This window comes from Pseudoflavonifractor sp. HCP28S3_F10, assembly GCF_052065415.1.
Lineage (GTDB): Bacteria > Bacillota > Clostridia > Oscillospirales > Oscillospiraceae > Pseudoflavonifractor_A.
Window position 1 is genome coordinate 1 of the sequence record NZ_JBQHUB010000021.1, and the last position, 21,679, is coordinate 21,679.

General features: G+C 63.0%; 32 protein-coding genes. All 32 read left to right on the forward strand.

The window, feature by feature from the left end; all coding sequences use genetic code 11:
* The first annotated feature begins 231 nt into the window (after positions 1–231).
* The 32 genes from proS to secY all read left to right on the forward strand — a co-directional run bounded on the left by proS (position 232) and on the right by secY (position 21,669).
* Positions 232–1,671 (forward strand): proline--tRNA ligase, encoded by a 1,440-nt coding sequence (gene proS / locus ACTNBZ_RS09585; protein WP_441209444.1) that lies wholly within the window; start codon positions 232–234, stop codon positions 1,669–1,671.
* 357 nt (positions 1,672–2,028) lie between these two features.
* Entirely contained in the window at positions 2,029–3,039 is a 1,011-nt protein-coding gene (aroF, locus tag ACTNBZ_RS09590) for a 3-deoxy-7-phosphoheptulonate synthase (protein WP_441209445.1), read from the forward strand.
* A gap of 33 nt (positions 3,040–3,072) precedes the next feature.
* Positions 3,073–4,137, forward strand: a complete 1,065-nt coding sequence (aroB, locus tag ACTNBZ_RS09595; RefSeq protein ID WP_441209446.1) for a 3-dehydroquinate synthase — start codon at positions 3,073–3,075, stop codon at positions 4,135–4,137.
* Positions 4,134–5,372 carry a 3-phosphoshikimate 1-carboxyvinyltransferase gene (gene aroA, locus ACTNBZ_RS09600; protein ID WP_441209447.1) on the forward strand — a complete coding sequence of 413 codons (1,239 nt, stop codon included), beginning with the start codon at positions 4,134–4,136 and terminating at the stop codon, positions 5,370–5,372. Before aroB ends, aroA begins: the two co-directional genes overlap by 4 nt.
* Positions 5,369–6,346 carry a chorismate synthase gene (locus ACTNBZ_RS09605; RefSeq protein ID WP_441209448.1) on the forward strand — a complete coding sequence of 326 codons (978 nt, stop codon included), beginning with the start codon at positions 5,369–5,371 and terminating at the stop codon, positions 6,344–6,346. The genes aroA and ACTNBZ_RS09605 overlap by 4 nt, the downstream gene beginning before the upstream one ends.
* Positions 6,347–6,362: 16 nt before the next feature.
* Positions 6,363–7,520, forward strand: a complete 1,158-nt coding sequence (locus ACTNBZ_RS09610; RefSeq protein ID WP_441209449.1) for a bifunctional chorismate mutase/prephenate dehydratase — start codon at positions 6,363–6,365, stop codon at positions 7,518–7,520.
* 3 nt (positions 7,521–7,523) lie between these two features.
* On the forward strand, positions 7,524–8,018 hold the full coding sequence (locus ACTNBZ_RS09615) for a shikimate kinase (RefSeq protein WP_441209450.1): 495 nt from the start codon (positions 7,524–7,526) through the stop codon (positions 8,016–8,018).
* Positions 8,015–8,452 carry a type II 3-dehydroquinate dehydratase gene (gene aroQ / locus ACTNBZ_RS09620; RefSeq protein WP_441209451.1) on the forward strand — a complete coding sequence of 146 codons (438 nt, stop codon included), beginning with the start codon at positions 8,015–8,017 and terminating at the stop codon, positions 8,450–8,452. Before ACTNBZ_RS09615 ends, aroQ begins: the two co-directional genes overlap by 4 nt.
* On the forward strand, positions 8,449–9,267 hold the full coding sequence (locus ACTNBZ_RS09625) for an alpha/beta fold hydrolase (RefSeq protein ID WP_441209452.1): 819 nt from the start codon (positions 8,449–8,451) through the stop codon (positions 9,265–9,267). Before aroQ ends, ACTNBZ_RS09625 begins: the two co-directional genes overlap by 4 nt.
* Positions 9,258–10,121, forward strand: coding sequence for a shikimate dehydrogenase (gene aroE, locus ACTNBZ_RS09630; RefSeq protein ID WP_441209453.1), 864 nt, complete (start codon positions 9,258–9,260; stop codon positions 10,119–10,121). The genes ACTNBZ_RS09625 and aroE overlap by 10 nt, the downstream gene beginning before the upstream one ends.
* Positions 10,122–10,543: 422 nt before the next feature.
* Complete coding sequence (gene rpsJ, locus ACTNBZ_RS09635; RefSeq protein ID WP_441209454.1) at positions 10,544–10,858, forward strand: 30S ribosomal protein S10; 315 nt, start codon at positions 10,544–10,546, stop codon at positions 10,856–10,858.
* Between the two features lie 180 nt (positions 10,859–11,038).
* The gene (gene rplC, locus ACTNBZ_RS09640; RefSeq protein ID WP_441209455.1) at positions 11,039–11,764 is read left to right on the forward strand and encodes a 50S ribosomal protein L3; all 726 of its coding nucleotides are present in this window, start codon (positions 11,039–11,041) and stop codon (positions 11,762–11,764) included.
* A gap of 17 nt (positions 11,765–11,781) precedes the next feature.
* Positions 11,782–12,396: a 50S ribosomal protein L4 gene (gene rplD / locus ACTNBZ_RS09645; RefSeq protein ID WP_441209456.1), complete on the forward strand. Its 615-nt coding sequence runs from the start codon at positions 11,782–11,784 to the stop codon at positions 12,394–12,396.
* Entirely contained in the window at positions 12,396–12,695 is a 300-nt protein-coding gene (gene rplW, locus ACTNBZ_RS09650; RefSeq protein WP_441209457.1) for a 50S ribosomal protein L23, read from the forward strand. The genes rplD and rplW overlap by 1 nt, the downstream gene beginning before the upstream one ends.
* A gap of 14 nt (positions 12,696–12,709) precedes the next feature.
* Positions 12,710–13,543 (forward strand): 50S ribosomal protein L2, encoded by an 834-nt coding sequence (gene rplB / locus ACTNBZ_RS09655; RefSeq protein WP_441209458.1) that lies wholly within the window; start codon positions 12,710–12,712, stop codon positions 13,541–13,543.
* A 14-nt stretch (positions 13,544–13,557) separates the two neighbouring features.
* Positions 13,558–13,830: a 30S ribosomal protein S19 gene (gene rpsS / locus ACTNBZ_RS09660; RefSeq protein ID WP_441209459.1), complete on the forward strand. Its 273-nt coding sequence runs from the start codon at positions 13,558–13,560 to the stop codon at positions 13,828–13,830.
* Positions 13,831–13,843: 13 nt separating this feature from the next.
* The gene (gene rplV, locus ACTNBZ_RS09665; protein ID WP_441209460.1) at positions 13,844–14,176 is read left to right on the forward strand and encodes a 50S ribosomal protein L22; all 333 of its coding nucleotides are present in this window, start codon (positions 13,844–13,846) and stop codon (positions 14,174–14,176) included.
* Positions 14,177–14,191: 15 nt separating this feature from the next.
* Entirely contained in the window at positions 14,192–15,040 is an 849-nt protein-coding gene (rpsC, locus tag ACTNBZ_RS09670; protein ID WP_441209461.1) for a 30S ribosomal protein S3, read from the forward strand.
* Positions 15,040–15,474: a 50S ribosomal protein L16 gene (gene rplP, locus ACTNBZ_RS09675; protein ID WP_441209462.1), complete on the forward strand. Its 435-nt coding sequence runs from the start codon at positions 15,040–15,042 to the stop codon at positions 15,472–15,474. The genes rpsC and rplP overlap by 1 nt, the downstream gene beginning before the upstream one ends.
* A gap of 2 nt (positions 15,475–15,476) precedes the next feature.
* Positions 15,477–15,674 carry a 50S ribosomal protein L29 gene (gene rpmC / locus ACTNBZ_RS09680; protein ID WP_441209501.1) on the forward strand — a complete coding sequence of 66 codons (198 nt, stop codon included), beginning with the start codon at positions 15,477–15,479 and terminating at the stop codon, positions 15,672–15,674.
* A gap of 21 nt (positions 15,675–15,695) precedes the next feature.
* Positions 15,696–15,956, forward strand: coding sequence for a 30S ribosomal protein S17 (gene rpsQ / locus ACTNBZ_RS09685; RefSeq protein WP_033116904.1), 261 nt, complete (start codon positions 15,696–15,698; stop codon positions 15,954–15,956).
* A gap of 12 nt (positions 15,957–15,968) precedes the next feature.
* A complete protein-coding gene (rplN, locus tag ACTNBZ_RS09690; RefSeq protein ID WP_441209463.1) occupies positions 15,969–16,337 on the forward strand; it encodes a 50S ribosomal protein L14 in 369 nt (122 codons plus the stop codon).
* A gap of 16 nt (positions 16,338–16,353) precedes the next feature.
* Positions 16,354–16,668: a 50S ribosomal protein L24 gene (rplX, locus tag ACTNBZ_RS09695; protein WP_441209464.1), complete on the forward strand. Its 315-nt coding sequence runs from the start codon at positions 16,354–16,356 to the stop codon at positions 16,666–16,668.
* 17 nt (positions 16,669–16,685) lie between these two features.
* Complete coding sequence (gene rplE / locus ACTNBZ_RS09700) at positions 16,686–17,234, forward strand: 50S ribosomal protein L5 (protein WP_441209465.1); 549 nt, start codon at positions 16,686–16,688, stop codon at positions 17,232–17,234.
* Positions 17,235–17,247: 13 nt separating this feature from the next.
* Positions 17,248–17,433, forward strand: coding sequence for a type Z 30S ribosomal protein S14 (locus ACTNBZ_RS09705; protein WP_441209466.1), 186 nt, complete (start codon positions 17,248–17,250; stop codon positions 17,431–17,433).
* Positions 17,434–17,868: 435 nt separating this feature from the next.
* Complete coding sequence (rpsH, locus tag ACTNBZ_RS09710) at positions 17,869–18,267, forward strand: 30S ribosomal protein S8 (protein WP_087259939.1); 399 nt, start codon at positions 17,869–17,871, stop codon at positions 18,265–18,267.
* Between the two features lie 15 nt (positions 18,268–18,282).
* Positions 18,283–18,828 (forward strand): 50S ribosomal protein L6, encoded by a 546-nt coding sequence (gene rplF / locus ACTNBZ_RS09715; protein ID WP_441209467.1) that lies wholly within the window; start codon positions 18,283–18,285, stop codon positions 18,826–18,828.
* Positions 18,829–18,842: 14 nt separating this feature from the next.
* On the forward strand, positions 18,843–19,202 hold the full coding sequence (gene rplR / locus ACTNBZ_RS09720) for a 50S ribosomal protein L18 (protein WP_441209468.1): 360 nt from the start codon (positions 18,843–18,845) through the stop codon (positions 19,200–19,202).
* Positions 19,203–19,220: 18 nt separating this feature from the next.
* Positions 19,221–19,721 carry a 30S ribosomal protein S5 gene (gene rpsE / locus ACTNBZ_RS09725; protein ID WP_441209469.1) on the forward strand — a complete coding sequence of 167 codons (501 nt, stop codon included), beginning with the start codon at positions 19,221–19,223 and terminating at the stop codon, positions 19,719–19,721.
* A 15-nt stretch (positions 19,722–19,736) separates the two neighbouring features.
* Positions 19,737–19,919: a 50S ribosomal protein L30 gene (rpmD, locus tag ACTNBZ_RS09730; protein WP_441209470.1), complete on the forward strand. Its 183-nt coding sequence runs from the start codon at positions 19,737–19,739 to the stop codon at positions 19,917–19,919.
* A 13-nt stretch (positions 19,920–19,932) separates the two neighbouring features.
* Entirely contained in the window at positions 19,933–20,373 is a 441-nt protein-coding gene (gene rplO, locus ACTNBZ_RS09735; protein ID WP_441209471.1) for a 50S ribosomal protein L15, read from the forward strand.
* Positions 20,374–21,669: a preprotein translocase subunit SecY gene (gene secY, locus ACTNBZ_RS09740; protein WP_441209472.1), complete on the forward strand. Its 1,296-nt coding sequence runs from the start codon at positions 20,374–20,376 to the stop codon at positions 21,667–21,669.
* Positions 21,670–21,679: the final 10 nt, after the last annotated feature.

Sequence of the window (21,679 nt, forward strand, 5' to 3'; positions counted from 1 at the left end):
GTGTTTTGCGGCAGATTGGAGGGTATGACCTACAGGGCCAGCCTGATGATCCGGACATGATCCCGGAACCCAGGGGCCCGCGGGCCAAGCCCCGCGCGGCCCTTTTGTGTGCCTTGCGGGAAGAAAATGGGGGCTCCCGCCCGGCGAAGGCCGCTCCGGCCTTGACTTTTATACGTCAAGTGAATAAAATGAAGAGAACACATGCAAATCTACAAAAAAGGATTGAGATACATGGCACAGGACAAGAAGCAGGTGGAGCAGATCACCGATATGGAGGTGGACTTTACCCAGTGGTACACCGACGTGTGCAAGAAGGCGGAGCTCATCGACTACTCCTCCATCAAGGGCATGTTCATCTACCGCCCCTATGGCTACGCCATCTGGGAGAACATCCAGCGGGAGCTGGACAAAAGATTCAAGGAGACCGGACATGAGAATGTGGCCATGCCCATGCTCATCCCCGAGTCCCTGCTCCAGAAGGAGAAGGACCACGTGGAGGGCTTCGCTCCCGAGTGCGCCTGGGTCACCTACGGCGGCAACGAGAAGCTGGAGGAGCGCTACTGCATCCGTCCCACCTCCGAGACCCTGTTCTGTGAGCATTTCCGGAACATCATCCACTCCCACCGGGACCTGCCCAAGCTGTACAACCAGTGGTGCTCCGTTCTGCGCTGGGAAAAGACCAGCCGTCCCTTCCTGCGCCACCGGGAGTTCCTGTGGCAGGAGGGCCACACCATGCACGCCACCGAGGCCGAGGCCCGGGAGGAGACCCAGCGCATGCTGAACATCTACGCCGACTTCATGGAGAACGTGCTGGCCATGCCCGTGGTCAAGGGCCGCAAGACCGACAAGGAGAAGTTCAACGGCGCTGAGGAGACCTACACCGTGGAGTGCATGATGCACGACAAGAAGGCCCTCCAGGCCGGCACCAGTCACTATTTCGGCGACGGCTTCGCCAAGGCCTTCGACATCACCTTCACCGGCAAGGACAACCAGCTCCACAACCCCCACCAGACCTCCTGGGGCGTATCTACCCGCATGATCGGCGGCATCATCATGACCCACGGCGACAACAGCGGCCTGGTGCTGCCTCCCCGCATTGCCCCCATCCAGGTCATTGTTATCCCCGTGGCCCAGCACAAGCCGGGCGTCATCGAGGCCAACCAGGCCGTCATGGACCGGCTGAAGAAGGCCGGCTTCCGGGTGAAGATGGACGACAGCGAGCAGTCCCCCGGCTGGAAGTTCGCCGAGTACGAGATGAAGGGCGTGCCCCTGCGCCTGGAGCTGGGCCCCAAGGATATGGAGAAGAACCAGTGCGTCCTGGTCCGCCGGGACAGCGGCGAAAAGACCTTTGTCTCCCTGGACGGCATCGAGGAGACGGTGGCCAGCATGCTGGATTCCATCCACGACGGCCTGTATGCCAGGGCCAAGAAGAACCTGGAGGAGCACACCTACCCCGCCTTCTCTCTGGAGGAGGCCAGGGCCATCCAGCAGGAGAAGGGCGGCTTCATCAAGACCATGTGGTGCGGCGACCTGGAGTGCGAGCTGAAGATGAAGGAGGAGGCCGGCATGTCCTCCCGGTGCATCCCCTTCGAGCAGGAGCACCTGGGCGACGTGTGCCCCATCTGCGGAAAGCCCGCCAAGCACATGATCTACTGGGGCGTGGCGTACTGAGCCAATACAATGCAGCAGCGGCGTGCCGCGGGAAATCCCGCGGCACGCTTTTTTTATGCAAAGCACTAAATTCCGAAAAACCGGCTTGCATTTTGGGATGTACGGGAGTATAATGCAGACAATCTTTGAAATGTGAGGTCAAACTGATGGACCGAACCTCCCTCACAACTGCATCCTTCTCCTTTACCTTTGGCTGGGCTCGATTTATGAGCGCCGGCTTTTTTGGCATGGGTAAATAAGAGGGATGAAATGAATGGGGGACCGGAGAAGGTCCACGATCTGCCGCAGGTATTGGGCGCTCATTGATTTCATCAATGGGCGCCCTTTTTATGTTCATGCAGAAAGGACAGGTATATTATGGTAGTTGTTATGAAACCCGGAACGCAGGTGCAGGATATCAACGCGCTGGTGGCCAAGTTCCAGACCATGGGCCTGAAGGTGGGCGTCACCAACGGCGTGGGCTGCACCATCCTGGGCCTGGTGGGAGACACCACTGCCGTGGATATGGACAAGATCTCCATCAACCCCCACGTGGAGCGGGTCATGCGGGTGCAGGAGCCCTATAAGAAGGCCAACCGCAAATTCCACCCGGAGGACAGCGTGGTGGACGTGCAGGGCGTGAAGATCGGCGGCGGGAACTTCGGCGTCATCGCGGGCCCCTGCTCGGTGGAGAGCGAGGAGCAGGTCACCGGCATCGCCCGCAGCGTGAAGGCCTCCGGCGCGTGCATGCTGCGGGGCGGCGCCTTCAAGCCCCGTACCTCCCCCTATTCCTTCCAGGGCATGGGTGTGGAGGGCCTGGACCTGCTGCTGGAGGCCAAGGCCGACACCGGACTGCCCATCGTCTCTGAGATCATGGCCCCCCGGATGGTGGAGGTCTTTGAGGAAAAGGTGGACCTGGTGCAGATCGGCGCCCGGAACATGCAGAACTTCGACCTGCTCAAAGAGGTGGGCAGGATGAGCAAGCCCATCCTCCTCAAGCGGGGCCTCTCCAATACTTACGAGGAGTGGATCATGTCCGCCGAGTACATTATGGCCGGCGGCAACGAGAACGTGATCCTCTGCGAGCGGGGCGTGCGCACCTTTGAGACCTACACCCGCAACACCCTGGACCTGTCCGCCATCCCGGCCATCCGGAAGATGAGCCATCTGCCCATCGTCGTGGACCCCTCCCACGCGGCGGGCATGTACTGGATGGTGGAGCCCCTGGCCCTGGCCGCCACCGCCATCGGCGCCGACGGCCTGCTCATCGAGGTCCATAACGATCCCCCCCACGCCAAATGCGACGGACAGCAGTCCCTGACGCCTGAGAAGTTCGACGAGCTGATGAAGAAGGTGAACAGCCTGCGGGCTTGGCGGGAGGAAAACTGATACCCGCATTGCAACACGAAAAGAGGAGGAGCCATGAAAACACTGACCGTCGCCCTTCCCGGGCGGGAATACAACATTTTGATCGGGCAGGGCCTGCTGGATCAGGCGGGAGAGCGGTGCCGGGCCGTCCTCCCCCGGGCGGAGCGCCTGTTCATCGTCACCGACAGCAACGTGGCCCCGCTCTACCTGGAGCGGGTGGAGAAGAGCCTGGCGGCGGCGGGCTTCCGGACGGCCTCCTGCACCATCCCTGCGGGGGAGAGCTCCAAGTCCCCCGGGCAGCTGGCGGAGCTGTGGGAGGAGATGATGGCCTTCGGCCTGACCCGCACCGACGCCGTGGTGGCCCTGGGCGGCGGCGTGGTGGGGGACCTGGCCGGCTTTGCCGCCGCCACCGTGCTGCGGGGAGTGGCTTTTATTCAGATCCCCACCACCCTCCTGGCCCAGGTGGACTCCTCAGTGGGCGGCAAGGTGGCCGTGGACCTGCGGGCGGGCAAGAATCTGGCCGGGGCCTTCTGGCAGCCCAAACTGGTGCTGATGGACCCGGAGGTGCTGAACACCCTGCCCGACGCCACCTTTGCCGACGGCATGGCTGAGGTCATCAAATACGGCTGCATCTGGGACCGGGACTTTTTCGATCTTCTCCGGGCCAATCCCTCCCGCCGGGCGGTGATGGCGGAGATCGGGCACGTGCTCTACACCTGCTGCGACATCAAGCGCCAGGTGGTGGAGGAGGACGAGCGGGACACCGGTGCGCGGATGATCCTGAACTTCGGCCACACTCTGGGCCACGCCTATGAGCTGGCGGGGCACTACGAGACCTGGACCCACGGCCAGTCGGTGGCCGCCGGCATGTGCCGGGCGGCGGAACTGGGCGCGGCCATGGGGATCACTCCCGGATGCGTGTCCGGCGAGATCACCGCGCTGGTGCGCGCCTTCGGCCTGCCCGACGCCATCCCCTGCACGGCGGAGGAGTACGCCGCCGCCGTGGGACTGGACAAGAAGGGAAGCGGCGGGGATATCTCGGTGATCCTGCTGAAAGAGATGGGGAAGGCGGTACCCCATAAGATGGCCAAGGCCGCGCTGCTGGAGGAACTGAAATGAACGTGACCATCACACCCGGAAAGCTGTCGGGGGCCATTACCCCGCCGCCCTCCAAGTCCCAGGCCCACCGACTCATCATCGCGGCGGCCCTGTCCGACGGGTTCTGCCGGCTGTCCAACGTGGCCCTGTCCCAGGACATTCAGGCCACCCTGCGGTGCATGCGCACCCTGGACGCCGACGCCTCGGCCGACGGCACCATCATCCGGGGGGCCGACCTGGTGGACGGCCACGACGACCCGGCCCCCGAGCGCATGGACTGCGGCGAGTCGGGGTCCACTCTGCGCTTTCTCATCCCGGTGGCCCTGGCACTGAAGGGAAAGGGCATGTTCACCGGTCACGGGCGGCTGATGGAGCGGCCCCAGGAGCCCTATTTTGAACTGTTCCGGGAGAAGGGAATCTCGTATCAGCGCAAGGACAATATTCTCACTGTGGAGGGGCGGCTGGAGCCCGGCGTGTTCTCCATCCGGGGGGACGTGTCCTCCCAGTTCATCACCGGGCTGCTCTACGCCCTGCCCCTGCTCAGCGGGGACTCAGAGATCGTCCTTACCACGGATCTGGAGAGCCGGGGCTATGTGGATATGACCCTGGACGCCCTGGAGCAGTTCGGCGTAAGAGTGGGGTACGATGGGGCGCGGACCTTCCGCGTGCCGGGGAACCAGTACTACCGGCATCAGGACAAGACCATCGAGGGCGACTGGTCCAATGCCGCCTTCTGGTACGCGGCCAACCGGCTGGGCAGCCGTCTGGACGTGCAGGGACTCAATCCCGACTCGGTCCAGGGGGACCGGTGTATCGCATCCTTTTATGAACAGCTCGGGGGCGGCGGCACGCTGGATCTGGACGTGAGAGAGTGCCCCGATCTGGTGCCCCCGCTGGCCGTGATGGCCGCCCTGCGGGCGGGGGAGACCACCCGCATCGTCAACGCCGGGCGGCTGCGCATCAAGGAGAGCGACCGTCTCGCCTCGGTGACCCAGGTACTGAACGCCCTGGGGGCCGATGTGGAGGAGCACCCGGACCATCTGGTCATCCGGGGAAAGGAGAAACTGGCGGGAGGCGCCGAGGTGGACAGCCACAACGACCACCGCATCGCCATGATGGCGGCGGTGGCCGCCACCCGCTGCGCGGCCCCGGTGACCGTCAGCGGCGGGGAGTGCGTGGCCAAGTCCTACCCCAACTTCTGGGAGGACTATGAGGCCCTGGGCGGGCAGATCGCCCGGGAGGAGGAAACGGTATGAGATACACCATTTTCGGCGAGTCCCACGGCCCGGCCATCGGCGTGACGCTGGAGGGGGTGCCCTCCGGCGTGGAGCTGGACTGGGACTTCATCCGTTCTGAGATGGCCCGCCGGGCCCCGGGACAGAACGCCATGTCCACCGCCCGGCGGGAGGCCGACGAGCCTCAGGTCCTCTCCGGTGTCTTTGAGAACAGGACCACCGGCACCCCCCTGTGTGCCGTCATTCAGAACACCGACACCCGGAGCAGGGACTACAGCAAGCTCAGGGACCTGCCCCGGCCCGGCCACGCCGACTACAGCGGCGCGGTGCGGTACGGCGGATATAACGACTACCGGGGAGGCGGCCACTTCTCCGGCCGTCTCACCGCACCCATGGTCTTTGCCGGGGCGGTGGCCAAGCTCATCCTGCGGCAGCGGGGAGTGGAGGTGACCGGCCATATCTCCAACCTGGCGGGCATCGCTGACCCCACTCCGGAGCAGGTGGAGGAGGCCATCCTCGCCGCCAAGGCGGAGGGGGACTCGGTGGGCGGGTGCATCGCCTGCTCCGTCACCGGCCTGGCTCCCGGCCTGGGGGCCCCGGACTTCGGCTGCAACGTGGAGGGGATCTTCTCCCAGTATCTGTTCGCCGTGCCCGCCGTGAAGGGAGTGGCCTTCGGCGCCGGCTTTGGCTTTGCCGCCCTGCGGGGCAGCCAGGCCAACGACCCCTTCTATATGGACGGGGATACCGTCCGCACCCGCACCAACCACACCGGCGGCGTCAACGGCGGCATCACCAACGGCATGCCGGTGGAGTTCGAGGTGGTCCTCCGGCCCACCCCGTCTATCTCCCGGCCCCAGCAGACGGTGAGCCTGTCCCGGAGGGAGGACGCGGAGCTGGTCATCGAGGGCAGGCACGACCCCTGCGTGGTGGTCCGGGCCCTGCCGGTGATCGAGGCCGCCGCCGCCCTGGCCGCCTGCGAGGTCATGGGTATCTGATAAAGGAGAGAGAACGATGAGCCAACTGGAACGGTACCGCCGGCAGATCGACGAGATCGACGCCGGGCTGGTGGAGCTCTTTTTAAAGCGCATGGAGGTCACCGGGAAGGTGGGGGAGTGGAAGCGGGAGAACGGCGTGCCCGTGCTGGACGCCGCCCGGGAGCGGCGGGTCATTGCCGCCAAGACCGCCCTCACTGACGACCCGGTGCGCCGGGCCGATCTGGCCGAGCTCTATGAGACCATCATGGCCATCTCCCGCCGCCAGCAGCGCACGCTGGTGAAGGAGGGGGCGGAGGACCCGGGCTACGCCGCCTATGTGGAGGCCCTCTCCCATGCCCGGGAGCCGGTGGCGCAGCCCCGGGTGGTCTACCAGGGAGAGCCGGGGGCCTACAGCGAGGAGGCCGCCGTGGGCTTTTTCGGCCCTGACGTGAACAGCAAGGGCCTGCCCTGGTTTTCCGATGTATTCGCGGCCATCGAGCGGGGAGAGGCCGACTACGCCATGCTCCCCATTGAGAACAGCTCCACCGGCTCCATCCGGCAGGTCTACGACCTGATGGCCCAGTACCGCTACTACGTGGTGGGGGAGTATGACGTGAAGGTGGAGCACTGCCTGATGGCCCTCCCCGGCGTAGCCATGGAGGATATTAAGACGGTCTACTCCCACGAGCAGGGCCTGATGCAGAGCGAAAAATTCCTGGACGCCCACCGGGACTGGAGGCGGGTCCCCACTCTGGACACCGCCGGTTCCGCCAAGCAGGTGGCCGAGACCGGGGACCGCACTGCCGCCGCCATCTGCTCCCGCCGGGCGGCGGAGATCTACGGGCTGAACATCCTGGTGGAGGGCACCAACCACAACTCCCTCAACCACACCCGGTTTGTGGTGGTTTCCCCGGTGATGGAGATGCGGCCGGGGCGCAACAAGATCAGTGCTCTCTTCCATCTGCCCCACCAGAGCGGCTCCCTCCACGAGATATTGACCATCTTTTCGGTGCAGGGGCTCAACCTGCTCAAGCTGGAATCCCGCCCTATCCCGGGCCGGAGCTGGGAGTACCTCTTCTTTCTGGAGTTCTCCGGCGACCTGACCGCCCCCGGCATGGACGGGGTGCTCCACGAGCTGAGCCAGCTGGCCAGCGAGATGCGGGTACTGGGCAATTTCCAGGCCTACGAGGGGTAAAGCATGGAGAAGAACATTGTCCTCATCGGCATGATGGGCTGCGGCAAGAGTACAGTGGGCACTCTGCTGGCCCGGGCGCTGGACCGGGAGCTGGTGGATACCGACCATCTCATCGAGGAGCGGGAGGGCCGCTCCATCCCCGACATCTTCGCCAGCGAGGGGGAGGGGTACTTCCGTGACCGGGAGCTGGAGATATCCCAAGAACTGGCGGCGCGGTCCGGGCTGGTCATCGCCTGCGGCGGGGGCCTGCCGCTGCGGAGCGGGTGTATGACTGCTCTGAAAGACAGCGGAACAGTCTTTTTCATCAACCGGGACCCGGGGGTCATCTACGACACCGTCTCCATGAAGCACCGCCCTCTGGGACAGGGAGGACGGGAGGACTTTCTGGAGCGCTTTGCCCGGCGGGAGCCGGTCTACCGGCAGTGGGCTGACTATGTGATCCAGGGGCACAGCGAGGCCGCGGAGGCCGCCCAGCGTATCTTGGAGGTGCTGAAATGAAGTTTCTCATCATCAACGGGCCCAACCTGAATCTGTTGGGCAAGCGGGAGCCGGGCATCTACGGGGAGAATACCTACGAGAGCCTGTGCGCCCGGCTGAAGGAATTCGCGGCGGAGCACGGCTCCACCGCCGAATGCTTCCAGTCCAACCACGAGGGGGCCATCGTGGACGCCATCCAGGCCGCCGACGGGGCATACGACGCCATCGTCATGAATCCCGGGGCCTACACCCACTACAGCGTGGCCATCCTGGACGCCCTGAAGGCGGTGAGCGTCCCCTGCGTGGAGGTCCACATCTCCAACATCCACCAGCGGGAGGAGTTCCGGCACAAGAGCGTCACCGCCCCGGCCTGCGTGGGACAGATCTGCGGTCTGGGCCTCTACGGCTATGAGGCTGCCATGGGCTATTTTCTGGCGCGGGAGAAGCGCGGTTGAGCCCGGCCTTTGAGACGAGAAGCCTGGACCGGGGGGACTGCCGGATGGTCTATGACCGGAGGGTGGTACCCGGGGCACCGGCGGTGGTGCTGCTCCACGGATATGGGGTGGACCGGAGCATGTGGGGGCCCACCCTGCCTGCACTGGAGGGGTACACGGTATTCAACGTGGACCTCCGGGGCCATGGGGACTCCCGGCCCTGCGCCCGGTTCTCCATTCCCCTGGCGGCGGAGGACGTGCGTGCCCTGCTGGCGGCGGAGGGCGTGGACCGGCCGGTGCTGGTGGGCCTCTCCATGGGCGGCTATGTGGCGCAGGAGTACGCCTGGCGTTACGGCGGCGCGGCGGGATACTGGCTGATCGGTACCACCCCCGTCCTGCTGGACTGCTACGCCGGGTGGGAGCGGTGGACGCTGGAACATTCCACGCCCATGTTCCGCCCCTTTCCCTGGGGCTTCCTGAAGGGATGGATGAGCCGGGCCAGCAGTTCCACGGCGGAGGGCCGCCGGGCGGTGCGGGCCATGTTTGACCGGCTCAGCCGGGGGGAGTTCCTCCGGGGCTGGGACGGCGTGGCCCACTGCCTGCATCCGGAGGTTGGTTTCCGGTTCGACGCGCCTGTGCTGGTGACCCGGGGAGAATATGACCGGTTGGGCAGCATCCGGCGATACATGGGCCAGTGGGAGCGGGCCTATCCGGGCGCTAGGGCGCTGACCATCCCCGGCGCGTCCCACGTGGCCAATCTGGACGCGCCGGAGGAATTCAACCGGCTGCTGCGGGGCTTTGTGGAGCAATGTATGGAGGCGAGAACATGCGGGTAGAATTGAAAAACACCACAAAAAAGCTGTGCGTCATCGGGGACCCGGTGCTCCACTCCAAGTCCCCCCTGATCCAGAACACCATGATCGCCGCCCTGGGGCTGGACTATGTGTACCTGTGCCAGAGCGTGCCCCGGGGGCGGGCGGGGGAGTGGCTCTCCTGCGCGGCCTTCGCCGGATACGCCGGATTCAACGCCACCATGCCCCACAAGCAGGAGCTGGCGCCCCTGATGGATGAGTTGGATGAGGACGCCCGGATGTACGGCGCGGTGAATACCGTCTGTATCCGGGACGGGAAATATTACGGATATAATACCGACGGCCGGGGGTTTCTGGCCTCCCTCCGCCACGCGGAGGTGGAGACAGAGGGAAAGACCGTGCTCCTTCTGGGGGCCGGCGGGGCCGCCAGGGCGGTGGCCCCCAAGCTCTGCCAGGCGGGAAAGGCCGCGAAAGTGGTGGTGGCCAACCGGACCGTGGAGAAGGCGGCCGCCCTGTGCGCCGCCGCGCCGGAGCGGATGATCCCGGCGGGCTTTGATACGGATACTCTCCGCCGCCTGACGGGCAGGGCCGACCTGGTGGTCAACTGCACCAACCTGGGCATGACGGGCACTGGCGGGCAGTTTGAGGATCTGTCGTTCCTGGAGGAGCTGCCCAGCGGAGCCGCGGTGTGCGATCTCATATACAGTCCGGCCGAGACTGGGCTGCTGCAAAAGGCCCGGACGCTGGGCCATACCGCTCTCAACGGCCTGGGAATGCTGATCTGGCAGGCCATTTTCGCCCTGGAGCACTTTACCGGGGAGCACATCGACGGCGAGGCCATGCTGCCCCTGGTGGAGGCAGCGCTGGAGCGGGGCTGAGCGGAGGCGCTCCCCGCCCTCACGGGTCCTGTTCGGGGGATATGACAGGACGCACAAAGAAGCGGATCAAAAAGCCCCCGGGATTGGCGGAAAGGCGAGCGAAAAAGCGAAAAAAATGCTTGACTTTGCAGCTAGATTATAATATCATAATGGAGCGCCTGCAAAAGGGCGCATACTGCGATGATGCGGGAGATTGCGGTCTGACCGGTAACTTCCGCGGAGTATGTCCGAGCAAATCGGGCGGCTGAGAAGGTTCCGTACACGGCGTATATCGCTGTGCAGGGACGAAACCGGCTGCTTTTGCGCCGGTTTTCTTCGTGTCACAGAGTGATACGCACGGAAACGTGTACAGAAGATTCTCACCGTACGAAGCGTGCACGGAATACAAAACGTCACTTCGTATGTTTAAGGAGGAAAACACCATGGCAGCTCAGAAAGAAATGATCCGTATCCGCCTGAAGGCCTACGACCATCAGCTCATCGACCAGAGCGCTGAGAAGATCGTGGAGACCGCCAAGCGCACCGGCGCTACCGTGTCCGGCCCCATCCCCCTGCCCACCAAGAAGGAAGTCGTGACCATCCTTCGCGCGGTGCATAAAGACAAGGACAGCCGGGAGCAGTTTGAGCGCCGCACCCACAAGCGCCTCATCGACATCCTGAAGCCCTCCCCCAAGACTGTGGAGGCCCTGATGAGCCTGGAGCTCCCCGCCGGCGTCGAGATCGAGATCAAGCTCTAAGCGCTGGATTCCCGAGCAGGCCGCCCGGCCGCAAGGGAAACGGGGCGTGATAAGCCCCGGCAATGAAATCCGTTGAACCCGCTGTCCGTCGCATGTTGAGACGGACGGGTCAAGTTGGCCGAGCAATGAGAGCCAATGCTCACCTCGTCCAACCAATAACCTTAACAAGGAGGAAAAAACATGGAAAAGGCCATTATCGGCAAGAAGGTCGGCATGTCGCAGATCTTTGATACCGACGGCAAGGTCATCCCGGTCACCGTCATCGCGGCGGGCCCCTGCACCGTGGTGCAGAAGAAGACCGAGGAGAAGGACGGCTACAGCGCCGTGCAGCTCGGCTACGAGGACGTGGCTGAGAAGAAGCTCACCAAGCCCGAGCTGGGCCACCTGAAGAAGGCTGGCGTGGCTCCCAAAAAGGTGCTCAAGGAGTTCAAGCTGAGCAAGGCTGCCGACATGAAGGTCGGCGACGAGGTGAAGGCCGATGTGTTTGCCGAGGGCGACCGCGTGGACGTCACCGGCATCAGCAAGGGCAAGGGCTACGCCGGCGTTGTCAAGCGCTGGAATGCCGGCCGCACTCCCATGAGCCACGGCGGCGGCCCTGTCCACCGCCATGCCGGTTCCATGGGCCCTGCTACCGATCCTTCCCGTATCTTCAAGGGCAAGATCGGCGCCGGCCACATGGGCAGCGAGCAGATCACCGTCCTGAACCTGGACGTGGTCAAGGTCGATTCCGAGCTGGGCCTCATCGCCGTCCGCGGCGCGATCCCCGGCCCCAAGGGCGGCGTTGTGTATCTGCGCAACAGCGTGATCAACGTCAAGGAGAAGGGTGCTGCCGCCAACGCCAGCATCAACCCGCAGAAGGCTTCCGCCCGCGTCAATCCCCAGAAGGCTTCCGCCCGTAACAAGTAAGAAAGGAGAGATACCAAATGCCTAAGGCAACTGTTGTTAACATGACCGGCACGAAGGTCGGCGAAGTGGAGCTCTCCGATGTCATCTTTGGTATTGAGCCCAACGAAGTCGTTGTCCACGAAGTCGTCAAGAACCACCTGGCCAACTGCCGTCAGGGCACCCAGAGCGCTCTGACCCGCGCCGAGGTTTCCGGCGGCGGCATCAAGCCCTGGCGCCAGAAGGGCACCGGCCGCGCCCGCCAGGGTTCCACCCGCGCTCCCCAGTGGACGCACGGCGGCATCGTCTTCGCGCCCAAGCCCCGCAGCTACAACTACTCCCTGAACAAGAAGGTCAAGCGCCTGGCTCTGAAGTCCGTCCTCTCCGCCAAGGCCGCCGAGGGCAACGTCCTCGTGGTCGATGAGCTGGGCATGGACTCCATCAAGACCAAGACCTTCCAGGGCTTCCTGAACGCCGTGGAGGCCGGCAAGGCCGTCGTGGTCACCGCCTGCCCCAACGTGGTCAAGTCCGCCCGGAACATCCCCGGCGTGGTCACCACCAGCGCCAAGATCCTGAGCGTTTACGACATCGTCAACGCCGACAAGTTCATCGTCGACAAGGCCGCCCTGGCCGTCATCGAGGAGGTGTTCGCGTAATGGCTACCACCGCTTATGATATCATCAAGCGTCCCATCATCACCGAGAAGTCCGCTTCTCTGTTCGAGATGAAGAAGTACACCTTCGAGGTGGCCAAGGACGCCAACAAGATCGAGATCGCCAAGGCTGTCGAAGAGATCTTCGGCGTGAAGGTCTCCAAGGTCAACACCATCAACATGGATGGTAAGGAGAAGCGCACCGGCCGTTATCCCGCCGGCCGCCGTCCCTCCTTCAAGAAGGCTATCGTCACCCTCACCGAGGACTCCAAGAGCATTGAGTTCTTCGAGGGCATGGTGTAAGGAGGTAAAAAGGAATGGCTATCAAGACTTACAAGCCCACTACCCCCTCCCGCCGTCACATGACCGTGTCCGCCTTCGAGGGGATCGACAAGAAGGCCAAGCCTGAGCGCAGCCTGACCGAGGTTCTGAAGAAGAACGCCGGCCGCAACAGCTACGGCCGCATCACCGTCCGCCATCGCGGCGGCGGCAACAAGAAGAAGTACCGCATCATCGACTTCAAGCGCGACAAGCAGGGCTCCGCCACTGTTCTGCGCGTGGAGTATGATCCCAACCGCTCCGCCAACATCGCCCTCATCCAGTATGAGGACGGCGAGAAGCGCTATATCCTGGCTACCGTGGGCATGAAGGCCGGCCACATCATCATGACCGGTCCCGACGCCGACATCCTGCCCGGCAACTGCCTGCCCATCGCCAACATCCCCCTGGGCACCCTGATCCACAACATCGAGCTCTACCCCGGCAAGGGCGGCCAGCTGGTCCGCGCCGCCGGCGAGTTCGCTCAGCTGATGGCCAAGGAGAACGGCATGGCTCAGGTCCGCCTTCCCTCCGGCGAGGTCCGCTATATCCGTCTGGACTGCCTGGCCACCATCGGCCAGATCGACAACATCGAGCACGAGAACATCCAGATCGGTAAGGCCGGCCGCAAGCGCCACATGGGCTGGCGTCCCACCGTCCGCGGCTCCGTCATGAACCCCAACGACCACCCCCACGGCGGCGGCGAGGGCAAGAGCCCTGTGGGCCGTCCCGGCCCTGTGACTCCCTGGGGCAAGCCCGCCATGGGCTTCAAGACCCGCAAGGGCAAGAACCGCACGGAGAAGTTCATCGTCAAGCATCGCAACGCGAAGTAAGGAGGCAGTAAAAGATGAGCAGAAGTATCAAGAAAGGCCCCTTTTGCGCCCCTGAGCTGCTGAAGCGGGTCGATGAAATGAACCAGACCGGCGAGAAGAAGGTCCTCAAGACCTGGAGCCGCGCCTCCACTATCTTCCCCGCCTTCGTGGGCCACACCTTCGCCGTCCATGACGGCAAGAAGCATGTGCCCGTCTACGTGACCGAGGACATGGTGGGTCACAAGCTGGGCGAGTTCGCCCCCACCCGCACCTTCCGCGGCCACGCTGGCAGCAAGACCGGTAAGTAAGGAGGAGAGAAGAATGGAAGCGAAAGCTGTACTGAAGTATGCCCGCATCTCTCCCCGCAAGGTGCAGATCGTCTGCGATCTGATCCGCGGCAAGAGTGTGGCTGAGGCCACCGCCATCCTGATGGCCACCCCCAAGGCCGCCTCCGAGCTGATGCTCAAGGTGCTCAAGAGCGCCGCGGCCAACGCCGAGAACAACCACCAGATGGATCCTGAGAAGCTGTATGTGTCCACTACCTACGCCGCCCCCGGCCCCATCATCAAGCGGATGATGCCCCGCGCCCAGGGCCGTGCGTACCGGATCAACAAGCGCACTTCTCACATCACCATCGCGGTGAGCGAGCGCTAAGGGAGGAGGAACAATATGGGACAGAAAGTCAATCCCCACGGCCTGCGCGTGGGTGTCATTAAGGATTGGGACTCCCGCTGGTACGCCCGCAACGAGAAGGTCGGCGACCTGCTGGTCGAGGACAAGAAGATCCGCGATTACCTGAAGAAGACCCTGTATTCCGCCGGTATCCCCAAGATCGAGATCGAGCGCGACAATGCCAAGGTCCGCATCTACCTGCACTGCGCCCGTCCCGGCGTGGTCATCGGTAAGGGCGGCGCCGACATCGAGCGCCTGCGTCTCACCCTGGAGAAGATGATCGGCAAGAGCGTGGCCCTGAACATCGTCGAGGTCAAGAGCCCCGACATGAACGCTCAGCTGGTGGCCGAGAACATCGCCCAGCAGCTGGAGAAGCGCATCGGCTTCCGCCGCGCTATGAAGAACGCCATGGGCCGCGCCATGCGTATGGGCGCCCGCGGCATCAAGACCTGCTGCTCCGGCCGCCTGGGCGGCGCCGAGATCGCCCGCGTGGAGCACTATCATGACGGCACCATCCCCCTGCAGACCCTCCGCGCCGACATTGACTACGGCTTTGCCGAGGCTGCCACCACCTACGGCCGCATCGGCGTGAAGGTGTGGATCTACAAGGGCGAGGTGCTCACCCAGAGTCTGCGGACCACCCCCCGCACCCTGGACACCAAGAACTTCAAGGAGCGTTCTGACCGTCCCCGCCGCGAGCGCCGCGATGGCGAGCGCAAGGGCGGCTTCGGCGGCAATCGCCAGGGCGGCTTCAACCGCAACGGCGGCCGTCCCCAGGGCCAGGGCTTCAACCGTGGCCCTCGTCCCGCCGCTCCCGCTACCCCTAAGGAAGGAGGCTCCAACTAATGCTGCTGCCTAAGAGAGTGAAATACCGCCGCGTCCATCGCGGCCGCATGACCGGCAAGGCCCTGAAGGGCAATACCGTCACTTACGGCGAGTGGGGCCTTCAGGCCACCGAGCCCTGCTGGATCACCAGCAACCAGATCGAGGCCGCCCGTATCGCCATGACCCGTCACACCAAGCGCGGCGGTAAGGTCTGGATCAAGATCTTCCCCGACAAGCCCATTACCGAGAAGCCTGCCGAGACCCGTATGGGTTCCGGTAAGGGTTCCCCCGAGTACTGGGTGGCCGTGGTCAAGCCCGGCCGTGTGATGTTCGAGATCGCCGGCGTCTCCGAGGAGACCGCCCGCGAGGCCCTGCGTCTTGCTTCTCACAAGCTGCCTGTCAAGTGCAAGATTGTGAAGAAGGAGACCGCCGAGACCGAGAATGGTGGTGAATAATGATGAAGGCAAATGAAGTCCGCAAGATGAGCGCCGCCGAGCTGGAGACCAAGCTGGGCGACCTGAAGAAGGACCTGTTCCAGCTCCGTCTTCAGCATGCCACCAATCAGCTCGAGAATCCCGGCAAGATCGCTGAGGTCAAGAAGGATATTGCCCGAGTCAAGACCATCCTGCGCGAGCTGCAGCTCGCTGGCCGATAATGCAAGAAGGAGGAATAGAACATGGAAAACAGAACTTCTTCCCGTAAGACCAGAGTCGGCCTGGTGGTCTCCGATAAGATGGACAAGACCGTTGTGGTGGCCATCGCCGACCGTGTGGCCCACCCCCTGTACAAGAAGATCGTCAAGCGGACCTACAAGCTGAAGGCCCACGACGAGCAGAATGCCTGCGGCGTGGGCGACCGCGTCAAGGTCATGGAGACCCGCCCCCTGTCCAAGGACAAGCGTTGGCGCGTCGTTGAGATCATCGAAAAGGCGAAGTAAGGAGGTGCGGTCATGATTCAGCAGGAAACTTATCTGAAGGTCGCCGACAACACCGGCGCCAAGGAGATCAAGACCATCCGTGTGCTGGGCGGCTCCAGCCGCCGTTACGGCAACATCGGCGACGTGGTCGTGGCCTCCGTCCGTAAGGCTCAGCCCGGCGGAACCGTGAAGAAGGGCGAGGTGGTCAAGGCCGTCATCGTCCGCAGCGTGAAGGGCGTCCGCCGCGCCGACGGCAGCTATGTCCGTTTCGACGACAACGCTGCCGTCCTCATCAAGGACGACAAGAACCCCAAGGGTACCCGCATCTTTGGGCCCGTGGCCCGCGAGCTGCGCGACAAGGATTATATGAAGATCCTGTCCCTGGCTCCCGAAGTGCTGTAAGGGGGTAGGAGAAGACATGAACAAGATGAGCATCAAGAAGGACGACCTGGTCGTCGTCCTGTCCGGCAAGGACAAGGGCAAGCAGGGCAAGATCCTCACCGTCCTGCCCAAGGAGAGCAAGGTCATCGTGGAGAACGTCAACATCGTCTCCCGTCACACCAAGCCCCGCAAGCAGGGCGAAGAGGGCGGCATCATCAAGAAGGAAGCCCCCATCTACGCCTGCAAGGTGCAGCGCGTGTGCCCCAAGTGCAACAAGCCCACCCGCATCGGCCACAAGGTCGAGGGTGATAAGAAGGTCCGCATCTGTAAGAAGTGCGGCGCCGAGATCTAAGAGAGGAGGAGTCAACTATGGCTGATATGCCCAACCTGAAGAAGAAGTACCAGGAAGAAGTCGCTCCTGCTCTCATGCAGAAGTTCGGCTACAAGAGCACCATGCAGATCCCCAAACTGGACAAGATCGTGGTCAACTGCGGCTGCGGCGAGGCCCGTGACAACGCCAAGGTGCTGGAGGCCGTTGTGGGCGATCTGACCAAGATCACCGGCCAGAAGGCCATCATTACCAAGGCCAAGAAGTCCGTCGCCAACTTCAAGCTGCGCGAGGGCATGCCCATCGGCGCCAAGGTCACCCTGCGGGGCGACCGTATGTGGGAGTTCGTGGACCGCCTGTTCAACGTGGCCCTGCCCCGTGTCCGCGACTTCCGCGGCATCAACGGCAACGCCTTCGACGGCCGCGGCAACTACGCCCTGGGCATCAAGGAGCAGCTGATCTTCCCCGAGATCGAGTACGACAAGATCGACAAGATCCGCGGCATGGACATCGTGTTCTGCACCACCGCCCAGACCGACGAAGAGGCCAAGGAGCTGCTGACCCTGATCGGCGCTCCCTTCGCCCGCTAAGGAGGAGAACGAAATGGCTAAGAAATCTATGATCCTCAAGCAGCAGGCGGAGCCCAAGTTCTCCACCCGCCGCTACAACCGCTGCAAGATCTGCGGCCGCCCCCACGCCTACCTGCGTGACTACGGCGTGTGCCGTATCTGCTTCCGCGAGCTGGCTTACAAGGGCCAGATCCCCGGCGTGAAGAAGGCCTCCTGGTAATTTACCGGCCGAGCGCCTTCCGCTTCCCGGACTGAACGAGACAAACGGTATGCAACGCCCGCGCCAGACGTGCCAAACACGTCGGGCGCTTGCGTTGCGTATCGGTGCTTTTCGGCGGGGAGCTCCAACTGGGCCGCAGGTCCCATCCTTGCGGAGGAGTTCAAAAAGAAAAATTCTCCGTTTAAGAGATAAACCGGCACGATAGTGCAAGCGTGACTGTGAAAAATGGATAAGCGGACCCTTTTCCCGGGCAGACGGTAGGGCATTTCTCCAAAAGTTCGGGAATTCTTCACTTTTCCCTTTTCACAGCGGGCTTTTCACTATATAATAGTTCCTTGGCAGACGGTTAAAAGGTCGGAGCCCTGCGTAACTCCGATACCTTGCCGCCTTAACGGGCTCTCTCACGGCCCGTAACTCTAAAAGGAGGGTAAACTCATGCATATTACCGACCCCATTGCGGATATGCTGACCCGGATCCGCAACGCGAACAACGCAAAGCATGACACCGTGGACGTCCCCGCGTCCAACATGAAGAAGTCCATCGCTCAGATCCTGCTGGATGAAGGCTATATCAAGAACTTCCAGCTCATCGACGATGGCACTCAGGGCGTGATCCGCATCACCCTGAAGTACGGCGCCGGTAAGGAGAAGGTCATCTCCGGTCTGCGCCGCGTGTCCAAGCCTGGTCTGCGTGTGTACGCCGGCGCCGACGAGCTGCCCCGCGTCATCCGTGGCCTGGGTATCGCTATCGTGTCTACGTCCAAGGGCGTCATGACCGACAAGGCCGCTCGCGCTGCCCATGTCGGCGGCGAGGTCCTTGCGTTCGTGTGGTAAGAGGAGGGAGATAGAATGAGCCGAATCGGAAGAAAGCCGATCTCCATCCCCGCCGGCGTGGACGTGAAGATCGAAGGGAACGTCGTGACCGTGAAGGGCCCCAAGGGCACACTCACCCGTGCGTTCCATCCCAACATGAACATCGCGCAGGAGGGTGCTGAGATCCTCGTCACCCGTCCCAACGATGCCAAGGAGAACCGCAGCCTGCATGGCCTGACCCGCACCCTGATCCACAATATGGTGGTGGGCGTGACGGACGGCTTCAAGAAGGAACTGGACGTCAACGGCGTCGGTTACCGCGTTGCCATGGAGGGCAAGAAGCTGGTCATGAACCTGGGTTACTCCCATCAGGTCTTTATGGAAGCCCCCGAGGGCATTACCATCGAGACTCCCAGCGCCAACAAGATCGTCGTCTCCGGCGCCAGCAAGGAGCAGGTCGGTCAGTTCGCCGCTGAGGTGAGAGAGAAAAGACCCCCCGAGCCTTACAAGGGCAAGGGTATCAAATACACTGACGAGGTCATCCGCCGCAAGGAAGGCAAGACCGGCGTCAAGAAGAAATAAGGAGGTGTGCCACTATGATCAATCGTCCCAATACCAAGGCGCAGCGGCTTAAGCGCCATAAGCGTGTCCGTGCGAAAATTTCCGGCACGCCCGAGCGTCCCCGTCTCAACGTGTTCCGCAGCGAGACCAACATCTATGCCCAGATCATCGACGATGTGAACGGCAAGACTCTGGTCTCCGCTTCTTCCCTGGAGAAGGCCTTCGAGTGCGACGGCACCAAGACCGACGCCGCCAAGAAGGTGGGCCAGGTCGTGGCCGAGCGCGCCAAGGCCGCCGGCATCAGCAAGGTCGTCTTTGACCGCGGCGGCTATGTGTACCATGGCCGCGTCGCCGCTCTGGCCGAGGGCGCCCGTGAGGGCGGCCTGCAGTTCTAAGGGAGGAGGAAAAGATAAATGGCTCGTTTTGAAAGAGAACCCAGCGAGTTCACCGAGAAGCTCGTTGCTCTGAACCGTGTTTCCAAGACCGTCAAGGGCGGCCGCGTGATGAAGTTCGCCGCTCTGATGGTGGTGGGCGACGAGAAGGGCCGCGTGGGCTTTGGCACCGGCAAGGCCGCCGAGGTCCCCGAGGCCATCCGGAAGGGCATTGAGGATGCCAAGAAGAACATGGTCACCATCACCCGCTCCGGCACCACCATCCCCCACGAGGTCATCGGCGAGTTCGGCGCCGGCCGCGTGCTCCTGAAGCCCGCTGCCCCCGGTACCGGCATCATCGCCGGCGGCCCTGTCCGCGCCGTCATGGAGGCCGCCGGTATCCGTGATATCCGCGCCAAGTGCCTGCGCTCCAACAATCCGCAGAACGTGGTTTCCGCTACCTTCGAGGGCCTGAAGACCTTGCGCAGCCCCGAGGAAGTGGCCCGTGTCCGCGGCAAGAGCGTGGAAGAGATCGTAGGTTAAGGAGGGCCGACCAAAATGGCTAACATCAACATCAAGCTGGTCAAGAGCCTGAACGGCCGCCTCGCCAAGCATAAGGCGACCGCCGAGGCCCTGGGGCTGCGTAAGATCGGCGACACCACCGTACAGCCCGACAATGCCGCCACCCGCGGCAAGATCGCTCACATCGGCTACCTGCTGCAGGTCACCGAGGAAAAGTAAGGAGGTGCGCGAAATGAAACTGCATGAACTTTCTCCCGCGCCCGGCTCTGTGAAGAAGGCTTTCCGCAAGGGCCGCGGCAAGGGTTCCGGTAACGGTACCACCGCCGGCCGCGGTCAGAAGGGCCAGTGGGCCCGCTCCGGCGGCGGCGTCCGCGTGGGCTTCGAAGGCGGCCAGATGCCTCTGTCCCGTCGTCTGCCCAAGCGCGGCTTCAACAACATCTTTGCTGAGCGGCTGGAGGCCATCAACGTCTCCGCTCTCAACAAGTTTGAGGACGGCGCCACTGTTAACGTCTGCGATCTGATGGAGAAGGGTATCCTCTCCAAGTGTGAGCATGGCGTGAAGATCCTGGGCAACGGCACCCTGAACAAGAAGCTGACCGTCCGTGCCTCCGCTTTCTCCGCCTCCGCAAAGGAGAAGATCGTTGCGGCGGGTGGAAAGTACGAGGTGATCTAAGTGATTGAGACTGTACGCAACGCCTGGAAGATTCCTGAGCTGCGTAAGAAGCTCCTCTTCACTGTCTTTGCGCTGTTGATCTTCCGGCTGGGTTCCGCGGTCCCTGTTCCCTTTGTGGACGGCGGGGCTTTTGCCGCTCAGATGAATGTGATGAGCGGCACCATCTTCGGTCTGCTGGGCGCTATGAACGGCACCGCCTTTGCTAACGCCACCATTTTCGCCCTGGGCGTACAGCCCTATATCAACAGCTCCATCATCGTGCAGCTGCTGACCGTCGCCATCCCTGCTTTGGAGCGCCTCCAGAAGGAAGGCGGCGAGGAGGGACGCAAGAAGATCGCGGCCATCACCCGCTATGTCACCGTGGCCATTGCCCTGCTGCAGGGCTTCGGCTACTACACCCTGGCCAAGAATTACGGTGTGCTGGACACCACCGGTGTTCCTTCTGTGTGGGCCGCCATCGTGATCATCCTGACCTTTACCGCCGGTTCCGCCTTTGTTATGTGGCTGGGTGAGCAGATCACCGAGTCCGGCATCGGCAACGGCATTTCCATCATCCTGTTCGCCGGCATTCTGTCCCGCGTGCCCAGCATGATCCTGAGCGCGTATCAGGGCGTGGTGACCAAGACCCTGGCCGTGTGGGCCATTCCTCTCATCGTCATCGGCATGCTGATCATGGTGGTCTTCATCGTGTTCATCAACAATGCCGAGCGCCGCATCCCTGTCCAGTACGCCAAGCGCGTGGTGGGCCGGAAAATGTACGGCGGCCAGTCCAGCCATCTGCCCCTGAAGGTGAACATGACCGGCGTGCTGCCCATCATCTTCGCCCAGGCCATTGCCAGCCTGCCCGCCACCATCGCGGCTTTCACCGGCGTGACCAAGGACAGCGAGGGCTTCGGCGGTGCGTTCCTGCGGTTCTTTGACACCACCGGCGTCTTCTATATCGTGGTGTATTTCCTGCTGATCCTTGGCTTCAGCTACTTCTACTCCACGATGCAGTTCAACCCCATCGAGGTTGCCAACAACCTGAAGAAGAACGGCGGCTTCGTTCCCGGCTTCCGTCCCGGCAAGCCTACCGCTGATTTCATCCAGAAGGTCCTGGGTAAGATCACCTTCTTCGGCGCCATCTACCTGTCCATCGTGGCCATCGTGCCCATTGTGACCGGCGCTCTGCTGGGCAGCAGCGCTCTGGCCATCGGCGGCACCTCTGTCATCATCGTGGTGGGCGTGGCCCTGGAGACCGTGAAGGCTATGGAGGCCCAGATGCTCATGCGGCACTACAAGGGTTTCCTTGAGTAATTCGAGGTGT

Bases quoted from the DNA above. Each gene is read 5' to 3' on its own strand.
- proS (WP_441209444.1), top strand. From the start codon at position 232: ATGGCACAGGACAAGAAGCAGGTGGAGCAGATCACCGATATGGAGGTG.
- aroF (WP_441209445.1), top strand. From the start codon at position 2,029: ATGGTAGTTGTTATGAAACCCGGAACGCAGGTGCAGGATATCAACGCG.
- aroB (WP_441209446.1), top strand. From the start codon at position 3,073: ATGAAAACACTGACCGTCGCCCTTCCCGGGCGGGAATACAACATTTTG.
- aroA (WP_441209447.1), top strand. From the start codon at position 4,134: ATGAACGTGACCATCACACCCGGAAAGCTGTCGGGGGCCATTACCCCG.
- ACTNBZ_RS09605 (WP_441209448.1), top strand. From the start codon at position 5,369: ATGAGATACACCATTTTCGGCGAGTCCCACGGCCCGGCCATCGGCGTG.
- ACTNBZ_RS09610 (WP_441209449.1), top strand. From the start codon at position 6,363: ATGAGCCAACTGGAACGGTACCGCCGGCAGATCGACGAGATCGACGCC.
- ACTNBZ_RS09615 (WP_441209450.1), top strand. From the start codon at position 7,524: ATGGAGAAGAACATTGTCCTCATCGGCATGATGGGCTGCGGCAAGAGT.
- aroQ (WP_441209451.1), top strand. From the start codon at position 8,015: ATGAAGTTTCTCATCATCAACGGGCCCAACCTGAATCTGTTGGGCAAG.
- aroE (WP_441209453.1), top strand. From the start codon at position 9,258: ATGCGGGTAGAATTGAAAAACACCACAAAAAAGCTGTGCGTCATCGGG.
- rpsJ (WP_441209454.1), top strand. From the start codon at position 10,544: ATGGCAGCTCAGAAAGAAATGATCCGTATCCGCCTGAAGGCCTACGAC.
- rplC (WP_441209455.1), top strand. From the start codon at position 11,039: ATGGAAAAGGCCATTATCGGCAAGAAGGTCGGCATGTCGCAGATCTTT.
- rplD (WP_441209456.1), top strand. From the start codon at position 11,782: ATGCCTAAGGCAACTGTTGTTAACATGACCGGCACGAAGGTCGGCGAA.
- rplW (WP_441209457.1), top strand. From the start codon at position 12,396: ATGGCTACCACCGCTTATGATATCATCAAGCGTCCCATCATCACCGAG.
- rplB (WP_441209458.1), top strand. From the start codon at position 12,710: ATGGCTATCAAGACTTACAAGCCCACTACCCCCTCCCGCCGTCACATG.
- rpsS (WP_441209459.1), top strand. From the start codon at position 13,558: ATGAGCAGAAGTATCAAGAAAGGCCCCTTTTGCGCCCCTGAGCTGCTG.
- rplV (WP_441209460.1), top strand. From the start codon at position 13,844: ATGGAAGCGAAAGCTGTACTGAAGTATGCCCGCATCTCTCCCCGCAAG.
- rpsC (WP_441209461.1), top strand. From the start codon at position 14,192: ATGGGACAGAAAGTCAATCCCCACGGCCTGCGCGTGGGTGTCATTAAG.
- rplP (WP_441209462.1), top strand. From the start codon at position 15,040: ATGCTGCTGCCTAAGAGAGTGAAATACCGCCGCGTCCATCGCGGCCGC.
- rpmC (WP_441209501.1), top strand. From the start codon at position 15,477: ATGAAGGCAAATGAAGTCCGCAAGATGAGCGCCGCCGAGCTGGAGACC.
- rpsQ (WP_033116904.1), top strand. From the start codon at position 15,696: ATGGAAAACAGAACTTCTTCCCGTAAGACCAGAGTCGGCCTGGTGGTC.
- rplN (WP_441209463.1), top strand. From the start codon at position 15,969: ATGATTCAGCAGGAAACTTATCTGAAGGTCGCCGACAACACCGGCGCC.
- rplX (WP_441209464.1), top strand. From the start codon at position 16,354: ATGAACAAGATGAGCATCAAGAAGGACGACCTGGTCGTCGTCCTGTCC.
- rplE (WP_441209465.1), top strand. From the start codon at position 16,686: ATGGCTGATATGCCCAACCTGAAGAAGAAGTACCAGGAAGAAGTCGCT.
- ACTNBZ_RS09705 (WP_441209466.1), top strand. From the start codon at position 17,248: ATGGCTAAGAAATCTATGATCCTCAAGCAGCAGGCGGAGCCCAAGTTC.
- rpsH (WP_087259939.1), top strand. From the start codon at position 17,869: ATGCATATTACCGACCCCATTGCGGATATGCTGACCCGGATCCGCAAC.
- rplF (WP_441209467.1), top strand. From the start codon at position 18,283: ATGAGCCGAATCGGAAGAAAGCCGATCTCCATCCCCGCCGGCGTGGAC.
- rplR (WP_441209468.1), top strand. From the start codon at position 18,843: ATGATCAATCGTCCCAATACCAAGGCGCAGCGGCTTAAGCGCCATAAG.
- rpsE (WP_441209469.1), top strand. From the start codon at position 19,221: ATGGCTCGTTTTGAAAGAGAACCCAGCGAGTTCACCGAGAAGCTCGTT.
- rpmD (WP_441209470.1), top strand. From the start codon at position 19,737: ATGGCTAACATCAACATCAAGCTGGTCAAGAGCCTGAACGGCCGCCTC.
- rplO (WP_441209471.1), top strand. From the start codon at position 19,933: ATGAAACTGCATGAACTTTCTCCCGCGCCCGGCTCTGTGAAGAAGGCT.